A 14867-nucleotide genomic window follows, 5' to 3' on the forward strand; every position below is an offset into this window, starting at 1 on the left:
GATCTTTGAATTATTGGAAACAACAATTATATTTTTGTTCTATCAAATCTCCCGTTGTGATTTGCTTTCAAACAACGATCTTTGAATTATTGGAAACAACGCGTTAGGATTCCTATGCTTGCCACTTATTGTTGTGATTTGCTTTCAAACAACGATCTTTGAATTATTGGAAACAACAGGCGTCTATAAATGCCTTGCTTCCTGACTGTTGTGATTTGCTTTCAAACAACGATCTTTGAATTATTGGAAACAACTGGATGTAGTTAAATCTATTGTCTATTAGGTTGTTATCCGTTAAAATACAAATAAAAATTCGATCGGTTTTCTGGTAGTTTGTTTAAAAAAAATGTTGTTTCTTAAATCCTCCTGACTAAAATCGGGAGGATTTTTAGTTTAAAACAATTCAAGTTGTTCAGGATTAGTAGCTTTCGTTTTTCGTTCCTGATTGTAAAAGATCTCCATCATCCCAAATTGTTTGTCTGTGATGCACATAATGCCTACATGACCTTTTTCCGGCAAAAAGCTTTTTACCCTTTTGATGTGCACTTCAGCATTTTCCTTACTCGAACTGTGCCTTAGATAAATAGAAAACTGGAACATGGTAAAACCATCCTTTAGCATTTTTTTTCGAAATTCAGAGGCAACTTTGCGTTCCTTTTTAGATTCTGTCGGTAAATCAAATAATACCAGTACCCACATAATTCTGTATTCATTTAATCTCATAGAAACCGGGGGTAAGCTATTTTTCTGAGCTTTCCTTCAAAACATTTTGCAAGAGAAGATGTAGTGCGTTGTACACCTATCATTAAGGGACTTTTTTCTTCATCTATCACTACATCCATCGTCGGAATGGATAAAAGTTGTTTTTTTATGGAATTGGTCAGTTCAGTGAAATCTTCTCCGTTTTTTACAATGTTGTACACCAGGCTGTCAACATAGGGTCTATATGGCTCCATAATATCATCAGCAAGGCAATAGGCATTGTATTGATTCCGATGGTATATTCCCATGGTAGGTAACAAACCTGATCCCGTAAGGCTTCTTGCTACTATTGCTCTTAAAATGGCGTATCCATAATTCAGGAGATTGTTAGGGGGATGTCCTTCTCGTTCCCTTTTAAAATCTGTCAAATGAAATGCAAGGCTGGAGTTTTCAGTCAATCGGAGGTTGCAGAAGACATTTTTCCAGTAATAAACAGCTGCTCTTGCTTCCAGGTTATCCGGATCTCCAGATTTTACATCATCAGACCATTTTAAAAGATTCTCATGGTTAATGCCATTCTTTTGCAGAAAAAGGGCTTGGTTTAATATTTTTTGTTTTACAGTTTGTTGCCAAAGTTGTTTCTTTAAGGGAAGGGTGGCATCGGCTTGAGTTTTAAAACGTGCAGACTGGAGTTGATTGCCGTCAAGGTTCAACATCAATCCTGTTGGGTGATGAGTATGATCACAGGTAATAAGAGCAGCATTATTAGCCAGCAATTTTGCCACCAATGAATGACTAATTGTGATTTGCTGATGATCAAGTATAACTACACCAATATCCTCGATAGGTACAGTATTCATTTTGGTAAGATCATCGATTCCCTTGGCACCAGGGAAATTTATAACCAATTGTTCATCCCTTGTATTCAAATAGGCAGGATTACCAAAGTATAGAGTCTTTTTGATCATGTTCTTTCCTTGAGAGGAAAATAAACAAGCCTGGGAATTTTATGTTTATGAGGTAATTGAAAATTTTATCTGCATTTTGAAAGAACGAATTGAAGTATCACCTGGTCTGCATATAATTTTTTAAGAGCAATTTATGATAGGGTAAAAAGTTTTACACTTCATAAAATTCTGTCACCTATCTTGAAAGAGAAGCAAAGTATATCCCTGAAATAGAACAGTTAAAAGTAAAAGAACCAATAACACATGCTGCTGATGTTGTTTGTTGATGCAGATAATTTAAGTGTGAAACTTTAAACCCCGCACTTTTTTATTTATTTTTATAAGCAGCACTGGTTTTACCGCAGGGCAAATCAGTCAGGTGCGAACTTAAGGAAGGTTCGTTGCCACATAACATTAAATGACAAGAAAGGAAAGATATGAGTGAGCAAAATATTCAGATACTGGAAACACTGCTAATTCTGGTTCTATACACAGTAGTTTTTTTTGTTATAAAGAACATTGTAAATAATACGCTGAAGAAGGCACAGCTCCAAAGAGCCCGGAGAAAACTTATTATCAAAGCAATTCATTTGTTCCTTTCGATTGCGCTTGTAGTTTTGCTTGCCGGTATCTGGGGGTTAGAGCAAAAAGAAATCGCGGTATTTGCAAGTACTATTATGACCGTTTTAGGTATAGCTTTTTTTGCTCAGTGGTCATTGCTATCCAATGTCACATCTAGTCTAATACTGTTCTTTAATCATCCTTTGAAAATGGGAGATACTATCAAAATATTAGATAAGGAATATCCAATAGAAGGAGAAATTGCTGAGTTGACTTATTTCTTTGTTTATATAAAGACGAAGAATGGAGAGATTATAACAGTTCCAAACTCTCTGATCTTCCAAAAGTCGGTATCCATTATTGAAGCTCAGGAAGAGAAAGTGATTGAATAAAAGTGTCTTATGCGGAAGGTTGTATTTTAATACACGTTTATCAGGAATTCACTCTGGATTTAAAACACTATTGATAACTTTCCGTGATGCCAATAGTGTTCTATAAGCATCATACAGGTAGTCTACGGTTTGTTGGTCTAATCATAGTTTAGCTGGTTTTAAAAGTTTCACAATTTATAATGATTTCCCGCATTCATGAAAAAGTCATAGTAGGAGATAAGGGGCTCTGATATTGCTCAGAGTGAATTGGATTGACATAGTGGGTTTACACCAATACTCACTGCAATAGTCATCGCATAGATATCCTGATAGTCATAACTTAGCTGGTTTAAAATTTTTACTTCTTTAGTTCGCCTGCCTTTGTAAAGAAATCAATAAGCAGGTAAAAGGTTTCTGAGGTAGTCTTCAGATCGGAGCAGTAGACATTGTTTTCTGCATAGTAGATGTACATAAAGAAGACATAGATCAGCACCTTGTTCATGTCCTGAGGTGTAATCAGTTTGAGCAGGATGTCCAGCTCATCAATGATCTGCTGATTGAGCACAGTGTCTTCCTGTAAGATTACAGCTACTCTTTTTCCCGGATTTGTTTCCATAAATGTTTGTTGGTTTTTGTGCTTCGTTCCGCAAGCGGTTAAAAAATTAAGACAAAAAAATTGCGTGGAACAGTAGCTACCAATATAGAGGTACCGCGACGAACCCGAGATACAATAGCTAAGCCCACGCAAAAGCGGAACACCAGCTATTCTTGTATCTCTGAAAATTCGCGGTTTTCTATATGCAAGAATATGCTAATGCAATTTTTTTATATGTAAAAGTCTTTATGTCAGGACTCTATTCGATAATTTTTACGGTGTTTGGTTGAACGAGGCAAAGATAGGAAAAAAGTTGAAAGCTGAAAGTCAAAAGTTTAGCTTAGTGGCTTGATACAAAAACTAAATAATGAGCTTGAGGCAATATTTAAGACTCATCCTTCGCAGGCCAGGATACAAAACAACTGATTGTGGTTTCCTAAACAAAGTTAAGTTGACGGCTATGTCCTGAAGGAGAAGGGGACAGCCGACGATAATTATGCTTGAATTAAAACTAATAACATTCACATTAAAGTCCCTCTAATTCAGGAGAAGGATTTAGGGTGAGGTCTTTTATGCTTTTACTTTATATGTCCTTTATCGTAAACGGGACTTAAATTGAAAATAAAGAGTATGCGTCAGCTTCAGTCAACAGCTCTTTCATGGCTCAAGGTCGTTCAAAATGTCTGCTATTATTGATAATGTGGCAGAGCAGGTTTATATAATATACAAAAGCCTGGAGGTAGTTATCCAGGCGGCCTCTTATGTGATGTTGTTAGTTATAGATAAATTAATAGAAGTAGTGTAAAAACTTTTTTCATAGGCTATAAAAATTGGTTATTAATTTATGGTAAACTAAAAGAACGATTTATTTATAGATGGGTTACAGATCAAACAGGAGTGTCATTACATTTGTCTTCATTCAAAAATATATTTATAAATAGAATATAGTAGATTATTTTTCCTAAGTATATTCAACGAGAAATTTCAAGCCTTTGTTAGTGTCTTGTATTTTTATAAAAGGAAATAGCCAGTCTTATAGAACTGGCTATTTTGTTTATGATAAATTCTGAGGAAGAGCTTACCTTTGTTTTGCCGCACTACTGCTTGCGAGGTTCCGGAGGGCGTTGTTTTGAGGACTGATTCTCCCTATTTTCTTCACCACCTTCACCTTCACCTTCACCTTCTTCTTCTTTTCCGCCTTCATCCTTTGCACCTTCTGTCGAACGCACCTTTCCGAGTACCGTTGGTTTGAATATAAACTTCTGTATTCCGATGTCGAGGTCAAGCAACATACCGCCTTCGTTGAAAACAAAGGCCACAGTGCCAGCTCCGAATCCTTTGGATGCCTGAGCTCCGGCTTTGACAATAGCTACACCGGCATCAGCTGCAAAAGAATACTTACCAGCCTTAAATTGTTTCCATGTTTCCTCGTTGTTGAACACGATCATTTGATGAAAGGTGGTTCCTCCGACCTGGACACCTAAGGTGACTTTACCGATGCCAGCATAGCCGATCACGTGATCTTTTACAAAAACTTCGCCAACACCATAGTCGCCTCCGAGTGCAAGGGAAGCACTGCCAATAGCCGGAATCACTGCAAAGCCATATGATTTTTCGAGCAATTCCTTGACAGATGGCTGTTTCTCCTGCAAGATGTTCATAGCAGCGATGCATTCTGAGTGAAGAGTCCTCCCAAGCTTAGCATCTTTTTCTAGGGCTTTGAATGGACCATGCTTTCCGATCTTTTCACCGAAATCATTGGCCTTCTCACTCAATTTATCCTTCAGTTTATTCCATTTTTCTTTTATTCCTAATTCCATATCATTTTCCTTTTTCATCTTACCCTACTAATTTCAAACAAATTTCATATAGTTATAATTTTCTAAAGTCATTAAACCTTTAATATTGTTTGTCATAATTGATTAAGAGATCCCTGATTTAAGAGTAGAATCTTAATAAATAGAGGGCCCTCATTTTGGACTTCCCTGTGAGATTAGTTTAAATCACTTTGAATTAACAAAAAATAAGGGAGAGCTTTGAATAAAGATAGCAATAACCTGAAGTAAGAATATCATATAGTTTTTGAACTAAATGACATATCTATTTTAGTTCAAAAATTTAAATATAAGTTTCCATTCAGTCCTTTTTATTCATCAAGGAGAGAAATAACAAAACTAAAACAGTGAGCCTTATATAAAGAGATCCAGCTTTATCTTTATGGGTGGATTAAAGCATTAACCCTGTTAAATATTAAAAGATAAAACCACCCTCTCAATGAATGCTTTTCTATAATTACTTGTAGCTTAAAAAGAGTTTGAAGTGAAAGACCCTGATCTTTGAATGGTCAGGAAATTAACTGTAAAAGAAAGACGTTTTTGAGTATGAATGAATAAAGTTGAAAAGTGTTAAAATTCAGGGCAGGGCAGTACTTTAAGTTTTTTCACAGTCTTCTTCTTATTAAACAAGTAAGTAATATTCAATTCGTGAGCACCTGCAGTACGAGCAGGTCTTAATTTGGAAACTACAAAATCATAACTGTAAGTGAGCCTTAATTCCTTTATTCGCCATCCTGCCAGGATAACCACAGATTCATTATTCTGGAGTCTGGAATTATATTTTTTTACAGGAATCCCTCTATACCAGACTCCAAGAACATATTCATTGTGAAATAAATATATTCCCATATCCAATTGATCTGATTTTCCCTGAAGTTTATAATGAACAGTAGGTATCAGATAAAGTGATTGTGATACATACCCCATATGATTTTTAGAATTTCCCTTAATGGCTTCTATTCTGTATCCAGCAGTAAACGAATGTTTTATGGGTAATACACTTTTTTCATTCCAGTAAGATTGATCTGGTCGATTCAGGTGATGTCCTGCATATGAAAACCAGAATTTATTGGAATATAGAACCATACCGGATCCCAAATCAGCAAAAGTTTTTCTGTTAGAATTATAATGTGGATCATTTGTGGCTTGACCTGTTAATCCTTGGTCATCAAACTGATCCGGATATTTCAGATGTGTATAATCAGTTGATCTGTTGATTAATCCCAATTGTATTGCAGGTCGTAAGGCAAGGTTGTCTGAAATTCCAATTTCAAAAGAATATTGAAGAGCAGCCTCCGTTGAATTGATATAATTTTTTCCCTGCCAGTCTTTTAAAATATATGCACCAATTCCGCTTTTATATTTTTCAAAATATCGGTCATAAGACAAATACGAAGTGATGTATTTGGCATCCAAAGCAGGCCATTGCAAACGCTGATGAAATGTGATCCTGTCATAATGAGCGCTTCCTGCAAAAGCAGGATTTAAATATAATGAAGCTGCATAGAATTGAGAAAATTGAATATCCTGACATTTTACTTTAATAGTAAATGTTGATAAAATGAAACATAATATTAAAGTGAATTTATTTCCCAAGCTTTTAATATTCAATTGCTTTACTCTGTTATAATGAATGCTTTTTTGAAAAATTTTATAATGAAGATAGATATCTTATCTGTCAAGAAGTTTTTTACGTATTAATCTGGAAAATGATTTAGACAGGTAACGACATTTATTATATAAGCAGCATATCTGGATTGATAAAAAGTCTTTGTAATAAATAGTATAACTTACGTTTAAGAGTAAATGTATTTCCATAAAATAAAGCTCTGTTTTTTTTGCATACTTGTAGGCTTAATAATACTGTCTTCAAGTAACCTTTTGTATTCCCAAGCCTCTTCAAGTACTTGTGATCCTGCAACGCCTTCTTTTGTAGTGGATCTATCTGGTAATTCTGATAGTGCATGGTTTAGTCCAAGTGTAGTAAGACAGGGATTATGTTGTGGTTTGGATCCTAATGCCAGTCCACCGCTTCGTTGTATTGAATTTGTACTTACGCTTGATACTGGCGCACAAGGTATTCGGTTTGATATTGCATCCGGTGCTGTTCCTTCCGGTTCTTTAGGATATCAGATCAATTGTGGACCTTATAAAATGGTGGGTGAAAATATTTGTCTTGATGGTGCAGGGCCTCACAGACTTACATTTTGTAAACCAGGAGCCAATAGAAATATATATACTATTGTTTCTATTCCTAAGCCCAATGTAACTCCTCCGGTTACAGTAAGTGATAATTGTAGTGCGACACTTACTGCTGAAGGGTTTGATCCTTCTACTATTCAATGGACTTCGGTACCTTATAATTCAATATACAACAGTTATCTGAATTGTACTTCTGCATGTTCAACGGTAACTGCAACCTATCAGCCAGGCGCTCCGCCATATATAGATTATCAGGTAAGTGGTGTACCAATAGGAGGGTGTAATTCAACCCGCGTAACAAGGACAACAAGGGTATATTTTGTTAACGATAAGGCTGCACAGATCATGCCTAAGAATCCGACAGTTTGCTTTGGAAATTCGGATGCAACCATTACAGCGTATGGAACGGGTGGCGCTCCTCCTTACACCTATTTGTGGAGCACGGGAGAAACTACACAATCTATAGATGTAGGAGAAGGGAAGTACTGGGTTCGCATTTCTGATGCTACCAGTTGCCCTGCTGCGACTGATACTGTGATAGTTACCTCCTATAAAATGCCGATTACTGCTGATGCAGGTCCTGATCTTACAAGCTGTGCCAATAATCCATCGGTGGGCCTGTCAGGAACTGTTGCTGTTGCTACAGGAGGCGTATGGTCGGGGGGAACAGGAACTTTCAGTCCTTCAAATAACTCACTTAATGCTACTTACACTCCTTCTTCTGCAGAGGTAGCATCAGGCAATGCAAGACTTACCTTAACAACAACAGGGAATGGTAGCTGTCCGCCTGCTGAAGATGATGTTATCATTAATATAGTTCCAGCTCCTGTTGTGAATGCCGGAGCAGACAGAACCATCTGTGGAAACAATGCATTTGCTTTGTTAAATGGAACTGTAACAAATGCAGGAGGAGGAACATGGACAGGTGGATCAGGAACATTCAGTCCCAATTCCAATTCTCTCATTGCTACTTATTATCCTTCTGCTGCTGAAATCACTTCAGGCTCAGTAACTCTTATGCTTACATCAACTGGGAACGGAACATGTCTTCCTGTTTCTGATAATGTGATCATCACAATTACTCCATCACCGGTTATTAATGCCGGCCCTGATCTTACAATATGTGCCAATAATTCTACCGTAAATCTTTCTGCTACTGTTTCAGTAGCTTCAGGTTTAAGCTGGACAGGAGGTACAGGATCTTTTAGTCCCAATAGAAATGTATTGCAGCCTTCATATATCCCATCTGCAGCGGAGATTGCAGCAGGATTTGCATTGCTTACTGTAACATCAACAGGAAACGGTAATTGCCTTCCCGTTTCGGATGATGTGAGAATTAATATCACTCCGGCACCTGTAGTCAATGCCGGAGCAGACAGAACAGTCTGTGCGAATAACCCGACACTGGCATTAAGCGGATCTGTTACAGTTGCTGCAGGTGGTGTCTGGTCGGGAGGAACGGGAACATTTACTCCATCTGCAAATACTCTGAATGCGAGCTATACGCCATCCAATTCTGAAATTGCCGCAGGAAAGGTTACACTTACTTTAACTTCAACAGGAAATGGTTTGTGTAGTCCTGTATCAGATAATATGGTAATTACAATTACACCGGCACCTATAGTCGATGCTGGAACAGATATAACTGTTTGTGCTAACAACTCATCTGTATCATTATCAGGCATTGTAACAATTGCAACAGGAGGACAATGGTCCGGAGGAACTGGGACTTTTTCTCCCAACTCAGGTTCCTTAGCTACTCAGTACAATCCTTCAGCATCAGAGATTGCCGCAGGTTCAGTTATACTGACGTTAACAAGTACAGGAAACGGATCTTGTTTGCAGGTAAGTGATAATTTGAGAATTAATATCACTCCGGCACCCACTGTCAATGCTGGTCCTGACTTAGCAATATGTGCCACGGTAAATAATGTTGCATTAAATGGAAGTGTTACTGTAGCGTCTGGTGGTACCTGGAGGACTTCAGGGACTGGCTCTTTTACCCCAAATGCCAATGTGCTTAATGCTTCTTATGTCCCTTCTGCATCTGATAAAAGCTCAGGCAATGTTACCTTAACTTTAACAAGTATAGGTAATGGCACTTGCATTCCTGTAACAGATAACATGAATGTTACCATATCTCCGGTTCCTGTAGTCAATGCGGGACCGCCAAAAGTAATATGTGCTGATGCAGGTTATGTTGAATTGTCCGGTACAGTATCTAATGCATCCGGTGGAATCTGGACTAGTACAGGAACAGGGGCCTTTTCACCGGCTAATTCCAGTCTCAATACAAACTATAATTTATCACCCGGTGACAGAACTCCTGGAGTAATAAACTTTACTCTTACTAGCACAGGAAACGGAGTTTGTAGTCCTGTTTCATCTCAGACGCAGGTTACTGTAACGCCTGCACCTGCAATTAATGCGGGAACGGATATTACTGCCTGTTCTGATGTCTCTGATGTTCAACTGAACGGATCTGTATCGATTGCCACCGGAGGGATATGGAGTACTTCCGGTTCCGGAAGTTTCAGTCCTTCACCTATGGCGCTTAATGCCAGGTATATTCCTTCTCCTGCAGATAAAGCCGCAGGGTCAGTTATCATATCCATAGTCTCTACAGGCAATGGGACTTGTTTCCCTGTAACTGATCAGATGCAAATTAATTTTACTCCTTCACCTATTATAGATGCCGGACCAGATGTTGTGGTTTGTTCTGATAATCCTGCAGCTGTTTTGACTGGTTCTGTTACTGTTGCAACAGGAGGAACATGGACAGGTGGGGCAGGAGTATTTTCGCCAGGAAGGAATTCTATGTCTGTAACTTATACACCAACAGTCTCAGAAATATTAATGGGATCGGTGGTCCTTACATTAACATCTACTGGAAACGGTACATGCATTCCTGTTTCTGATAATGTGGTTATCAATATTTCTCCAGCCCCCATAGTGGATGCAGGGCCTGATCAGAACTTATGTGGTAATGTTAATTCTATCCAGATAAATGGTACAGTATTAAATGTAACTTCCTACAATTGGACAACGGGAGGAACAGGAGTCTTCACTAACGCAAACGCTTTAAATACTGATTATTTTCCAACTACTGCTGACACTGCCAGTCACAGTATTACATTTGAACTTTCTGTTACTCCGTTGACTGGATGTAGTCCTGCATCAGACGTAGTGACTATCAATTTTACTCAAATTCCTGTTATTGATGCAGGCTCTGATCAGACTGTTTGTGAAAATGATATTCCAGTCCAGCTTCAGGCTTCGGGAGCTAAAGCAAGATGGTCAGGAGGAGATGGAACATTTTATCCTAATGACAGTACACTTAATGCAAGTTATACTCCTTCTGCTGCTGAATTGACCGCAGGATCAGTAGCATTAACCCTTACAACCATAGCTAACTCTGTTTGTCCTCAGGTCACAGATAATGTTGCGATCAGTTTTATTAAAGGACCTGTTGTGAATGTCGGGCCAGATATAACTGTCTGTGCTGATACAGCAGGTGTTCCTTTAATCGCCAGTGTTTCCAATAGTTCTGGTGTAAAATGGACTAGTACAGGAACAGGAGTATTTTCTCCGAATGATATTGCCGTAAATCCAACTTACATTCCTTCTGCGGCTGATGTAATAGCTGGCAATGTAATACTTACCTTAAGCACGACTGGTGCTACGATATGTGATCCTGTTTCTGATTATCTTATTTTAAGAATTACTCCCGCTCCTATAGTGAATGCCGGATTTGATAATACAGTTTGCGCAGATACAAGTTCCGTTCAACTGAATGGATCCGTTACAAATGCAGGAGGTGGAGTATGGACCACCACTGGTTTAGGATCATTTGCTCCTGGTAATGCCAGTCTCAATGCAAGTTATTTTTTTACTAATGCCGATACTGCAGCTCATCAGGTAACTTTCACTTTAACTTCAACAGGAAATGGTTTATGTAAGCCGGTATCAGATCAAGTGGTTGTAAATCTGACACCTGTACCGTTCGTTTCGGCTGGTTCTGATATACAGGTGTGTATGGATGTAACGGTGATACCGCTTTCAGGATTGGTTGCCAATACCTCCGGAATGCTTTGGTCTTCCACAGGATCAGGATATTTTACACCCTCTCCGGTTACAAATGCTGTTGAATATTATCCATCGGTTTCGGATCGCACTTCTGGCACGGCCACTCTTACTCTTATGGCAAATGCTACAGGTGTTTGCAATGCCAGAACACATAGTGTCACGTTAAGTTTTACTCCGGCCCCGACAGCTGATGCAGGACCTGATCAAACGATCTGTGCCGACTCATCAATGATAAGCTTGCAAGGTGCTGTTACTGTTGCCTCAGGTGGGGCCTGGTCAACCAATGGTTCCGGAACATTTACATCTCCATCAAGTCTTGTTACAGCTTACTTAGTTTCTGCAGAAGACAGTGCTGCCGGAAAGGTGTCAATCATCCTGACAACAACAGGTAATGGAACCTGTAATCCGGTAACAGATGAAGTGGTATTAACCATTACACCTGCTCCAACAATATATGCAGGACCTGATGTAACACATTGTTCAGATGTTCATGCTGTAAATATTTTTGGACTAACTACAGTTGCTACCGGAGGAATATGGACTTCTTCCGGAACTGGTATATTCTCTCCTGATGCAGCTCAGTTTAATACCGCATATATTCCATCTGCTACAGACACTGCAAATGGTTCTGTTGTACTAACCATTACCAGTACTGGTAATGGAACATGTAAAGCAGTATCAGATCAGATGATTATAAACCTTACTCCGGCTCCTATAGTGGAAGCAGGTGTGGCAGGACCTATCTGTATTGATATTATGACCAGTTCACTTAATGGAATGGTATACAATGCAGGAGGCGGAGTGTGGAGCACTTCAGGTTCAGGAACTTTTTCTAATGCCAATAATCTGATGACAGACTATTTGCTTTCCTCTACAGATAAAGCCAATACAGTGGTCACATTATACCTTACTTCTACCGGAAACGGCACTTGTAATCCCGTTGTGGATTCTCTTGTTTTGGATATTAACCCAGGCCCTTTGGTCAATGCAGGTGTCGATCAGATTATATGTGCTGATGCAGATTCAATTTTATTAAGTGGTGAATATTTTCTTGCAGGGGGAGCAAAATGGAGTTCTGCAGGTTCAGGGTTATTTACACCTTCTGATACTTCAATGATTGTATACTACAAACCTTCTGCAGCAGATACATCTGCAGGAAGCGTGAAGATATATCTTACAACCTTTGATAATATGGGTTGCAATCCTGTGACGGATAGCCTGATTATAACATTAACACCTGCACCTGTCATTAATGCAGGTACAGATCAGTTGATTTGTGTAAATCAAAATTCAATAAACTTATCCGGAGTAGTCGGTGTCGCCACAGGAGGAATGTGGGAGAGTTCCGGAGCTGGAGCATTTAACCCTGGCAGTTTAACTCTTAACACCAGTTATACTATAGCCCCTGCTGATACTTCAGCTGGAGTTTATTTTGTTTTAACCTCTACCGGTAACGGGACATGTAAACCTGTAAAAGACACTTTATTTGTTGCGTTTCAGCAACTGCCTGAAATTAGTTCAAGTGCTGCAACTATATGTGCAGATAATTCAGGTGCACCACTAAGCGGGCAGTATTCCAAAGCACAAGGATTAAAATGGACGACAACAGGAACAGGAAATTTTCTTCCTTCTGATGTTGATTTAAATATTACTTATTATCCTTCACCAGCAGATTTTTCATCAGGAAATATTCAGATTCAGTTATCTACAACAGGTAATGGGGTTTGTCCTCCTGCAACCGCAGATATTGCCGTTACAGTAAAACCTGCTCCTGTAATAGATGCAGGAACAGACAAAGTCGTATGTGCTGATAATCCTTCTGTTAATATAAATGGAACTGTAGCGAATGCTGCAGGAGGTATATGGTCAAGTTCCGGAACCGGAAGTATTTCACCGGATCCTACACTGTTGAATGTGACTTACTATCCATCCGATACTGATATTGCATCAGGAAAGGTTCAGCTATATTTTACTACAACTGGTAATGGAGATTGTTTCCCAAGAGTCGACAGCATGTTAGTTACTATTACTCCCAAACCTGTTATATATGCAGGGGAAGATCAACTTATATGTCCTAATCAGACAAGTGTTATGCTTAATGCTACTGTAAACAATGCTGGTGGAGGGCTGTGGTCTACAATTGGAACGGGCACTCATTCTGCAGCATCTTCTTTAAATAATACTTATACTTTTTCTGCTGCCGATTATTCAGCAGGTCCTATAAGGTTTATTGTGACTTCTACAGGAAACGGTTTATGTCAGCCTGTAGAAGATACTTTACTAGTATCAGTGTTCCCATTGCCGGATGTATTCGCAGGTGCTGATCAGGCAGTTTGTCGTGATGTGGATGCAATTGCATTCTCCGGAGGGTATACCATAGCTTCCGGGGCTACCTGGTATTCTACAGGTACAGGTGTTTTTTCTAACCCTAATACAACAATAACGGTATATTATCCTTCTGATCAGGATAAGGACAATGGTTTGGTTAAAATCTACTACAAGACAATTTTAGCTAATACCTGCAGACAAGTAATAGATACGGCAAATTTATATATAACTCCTATTCCTTTAGCACAAACAATTGAAGATCAAATGGTATGTGTTGATACTGATCAGATTAATCTCTCCGGAAATATTACTAATGCAACCGGAGGAGGCTGGACGACGTCAGGATCAGGAGTTTTTCTTCCGGATACCTCTGACCTGAATGCTTCTTATATAATTTCTGCACAAGATAGAAGTGCAGGATTTGTGAGACTTATTCTTACAACAAGTGGGAATTCAGGTTGTTCTAATACAGACTCTGTGAATGTTACTATTTACCCTGTTCCTGATATAACATTAGGTAATGGAAATGCCTGTATAGGCGATCAGATAACGCTGAATGCTCAGCCTTCCAATATTCCGGTTTTAGGCGAAGCAAGCTTTAGTTGGGAAAAGGAAAATACCAGTTTGCAATACACTACCTCTTCTATAACAGTAACCGAACCAGGTCTTTACAAAGTGAGATATCAGTTGGGGGCGTGCTTTAGATATGATGAGGTCAATTTATCTTTTCATTCCAAACCGACACCTCAGGTAAAGGATATGGTTGAATTTTGTATGGAGACTCAGAAGGAGGTTGTACTTGATGGTGGTCCTGCTGATCGTTATCTTTGGACGAAGTCCGGAAATACTGAAAAGCAAGAGGTTGTAAATCAGCCAGGAATGTATTATGTGCAAGTCTTTAATGAATTCAACTGTTCAAATCTGGACAGTATAAAAGTTGTAGATATTTGTCCTCCAAGGGTTTTTGTTCCAGGTATATTTACTCCTGATCATGATGATATAAATGATGTTTTTAAGACTTTTGGTAAGTATTTTACTGCCTATAAATTTACTGTTTTTAACAGATGGGGAGAGATAATTTTTTATACTGAAGATCCAACGGAAGCCTGGGATGGTACGTATTTAGGAGAACCTATGCCTAATGGGGTTTATCCATGGATTTTATACTATGAAGGATTGTCAGAGCGGTATAAAGGACCTTTTAAAGAGCAAGGAAGTGTTACTGTTGACAGATAGATTT

8 protein-coding genes are annotated in these 14867 nt (G+C 38.7%); 3 read left to right on the plus strand and 5 right to left on the minus strand.

All coding sequences use genetic code 11. From position 1 onward, the window contains the following. Positions 1–393 precede the first annotated feature (393 nt). Both cas2 and cas1 read right to left on the minus strand, forming a co-directional pair. Positions 394–723, minus strand: coding sequence for a CRISPR-associated endonuclease Cas2 (gene cas2 / locus MYP_RS23955; protein ID WP_045469697.1), 330 nt, complete (start codon positions 721–723; stop codon positions 394–396). Then, positions 720–1670, minus strand: coding sequence for a type II CRISPR-associated endonuclease Cas1 (gene cas1, locus MYP_RS23960; protein ID WP_045469700.1), 951 nt, complete (start codon positions 1668–1670; stop codon positions 720–722). Before cas1 ends, cas2 begins: the two co-directional genes overlap by 4 nt. Positions 1671–2086: 416 nt before the next feature. Here cas1 and MYP_RS23965 point away from each other — a divergent pair, with 416 nt between their 5' ends. Continuing rightward, positions 2087–2602, plus strand: a complete 516-nt coding sequence (locus tag MYP_RS23965) for a mechanosensitive ion channel domain-containing protein (protein WP_045469702.1) — start codon at positions 2087–2089, stop codon at positions 2600–2602. 337 nt (positions 2603–2939) lie between these two features. On the opposite strand, the gene MYP_RS23970 is transcribed toward MYP_RS23965, so the two are convergent. Next, a complete protein-coding gene (locus MYP_RS23970) occupies positions 2940–3197 on the minus strand; it encodes a hypothetical protein (RefSeq protein ID WP_045469704.1) in 258 nt (85 codons plus the stop codon). A 658-nt stretch (positions 3198–3855) separates the two neighbouring features. Here MYP_RS23970 and MYP_RS26850 point away from each other — a divergent pair. Beyond that, positions 3856–3981 (plus strand): hypothetical protein, encoded by a 126-nt coding sequence (locus MYP_RS26850; protein WP_262506817.1) that lies wholly within the window; start codon positions 3856–3858, stop codon positions 3979–3981. A 292-nt stretch (positions 3982–4273) separates the two neighbouring features. Here the strand turns inward: MYP_RS26850 and MYP_RS23975 are convergent, their stop codons facing one another. Together MYP_RS23975 and MYP_RS23980 are read right to left on the minus strand one after the other, a co-directional pair. Beyond that, on the minus strand, positions 4274–5014 hold the full coding sequence (locus tag MYP_RS23975; RefSeq protein ID WP_052430482.1) for a hypothetical protein: 741 nt from the start codon (positions 5012–5014) through the stop codon (positions 4274–4276). Positions 5015–5581: 567 nt separating this feature from the next. Next, positions 5582–6622 (minus strand): PorP/SprF family type IX secretion system membrane protein, encoded by a 1041-nt coding sequence (locus MYP_RS23980; RefSeq protein WP_156140815.1) that lies wholly within the window; start codon positions 6620–6622, stop codon positions 5582–5584. Between the two features lie 270 nt (positions 6623–6892). On the opposite strand from MYP_RS23980, the gene MYP_RS23985 reads away from it, so the two are divergent. Continuing rightward, positions 6893–14863 carry a gliding motility-associated C-terminal domain-containing protein gene (locus MYP_RS23985; protein WP_197060181.1) on the plus strand — a complete coding sequence of 2657 codons (7971 nt, stop codon included), beginning with the start codon at positions 6893–6895 and terminating at the stop codon, positions 14861–14863. The last annotated feature ends 4 nt before the right edge of the window (positions 14864–14867 follow it).

Source organism: Sporocytophaga myxococcoides (assembly GCF_000775915.1).
In the GTDB taxonomy this organism is placed as follows: domain Bacteria; phylum Bacteroidota; class Bacteroidia; order Cytophagales; family Cytophagaceae; genus Sporocytophaga; species Sporocytophaga myxococcoides_A.

What these genes read in the sequence shown, in the direction of transcription:
- MYP_RS26850 (WP_262506817.1), top strand. Translation starts at nt 3,856, where the DNA reads ATGTCTGCTATTATTGATAATGTGGCAGAGCAGGTTTATATAATATAC.
- cas1 (WP_045469700.1), bottom strand. Translation starts at nt 1,670, where the DNA reads ATGATCAAAAAGACTCTATACTTTGGTAATCCTGCCTATTTGAATACA.
- cas2 (WP_045469697.1), bottom strand. Translation starts at nt 723, where the DNA reads ATGAGATTAAATGAATACAGAATTATGTGGGTACTGGTATTATTTGAT.
- MYP_RS23970 (WP_045469704.1), bottom strand. Translation starts at nt 3,197, where the DNA reads ATGGAAACAAATCCGGGAAAAAGAGTAGCTGTAATCTTACAGGAAGAC.
- MYP_RS23975 (WP_052430482.1), bottom strand. Translation starts at nt 5,014, where the DNA reads ATGAAAAAGGAAAATGATATGGAATTAGGAATAAAAGAAAAATGGAAT.
- MYP_RS23965 (WP_045469702.1), top strand. Translation starts at nt 2,087, where the DNA reads ATGAGTGAGCAAAATATTCAGATACTGGAAACACTGCTAATTCTGGTT.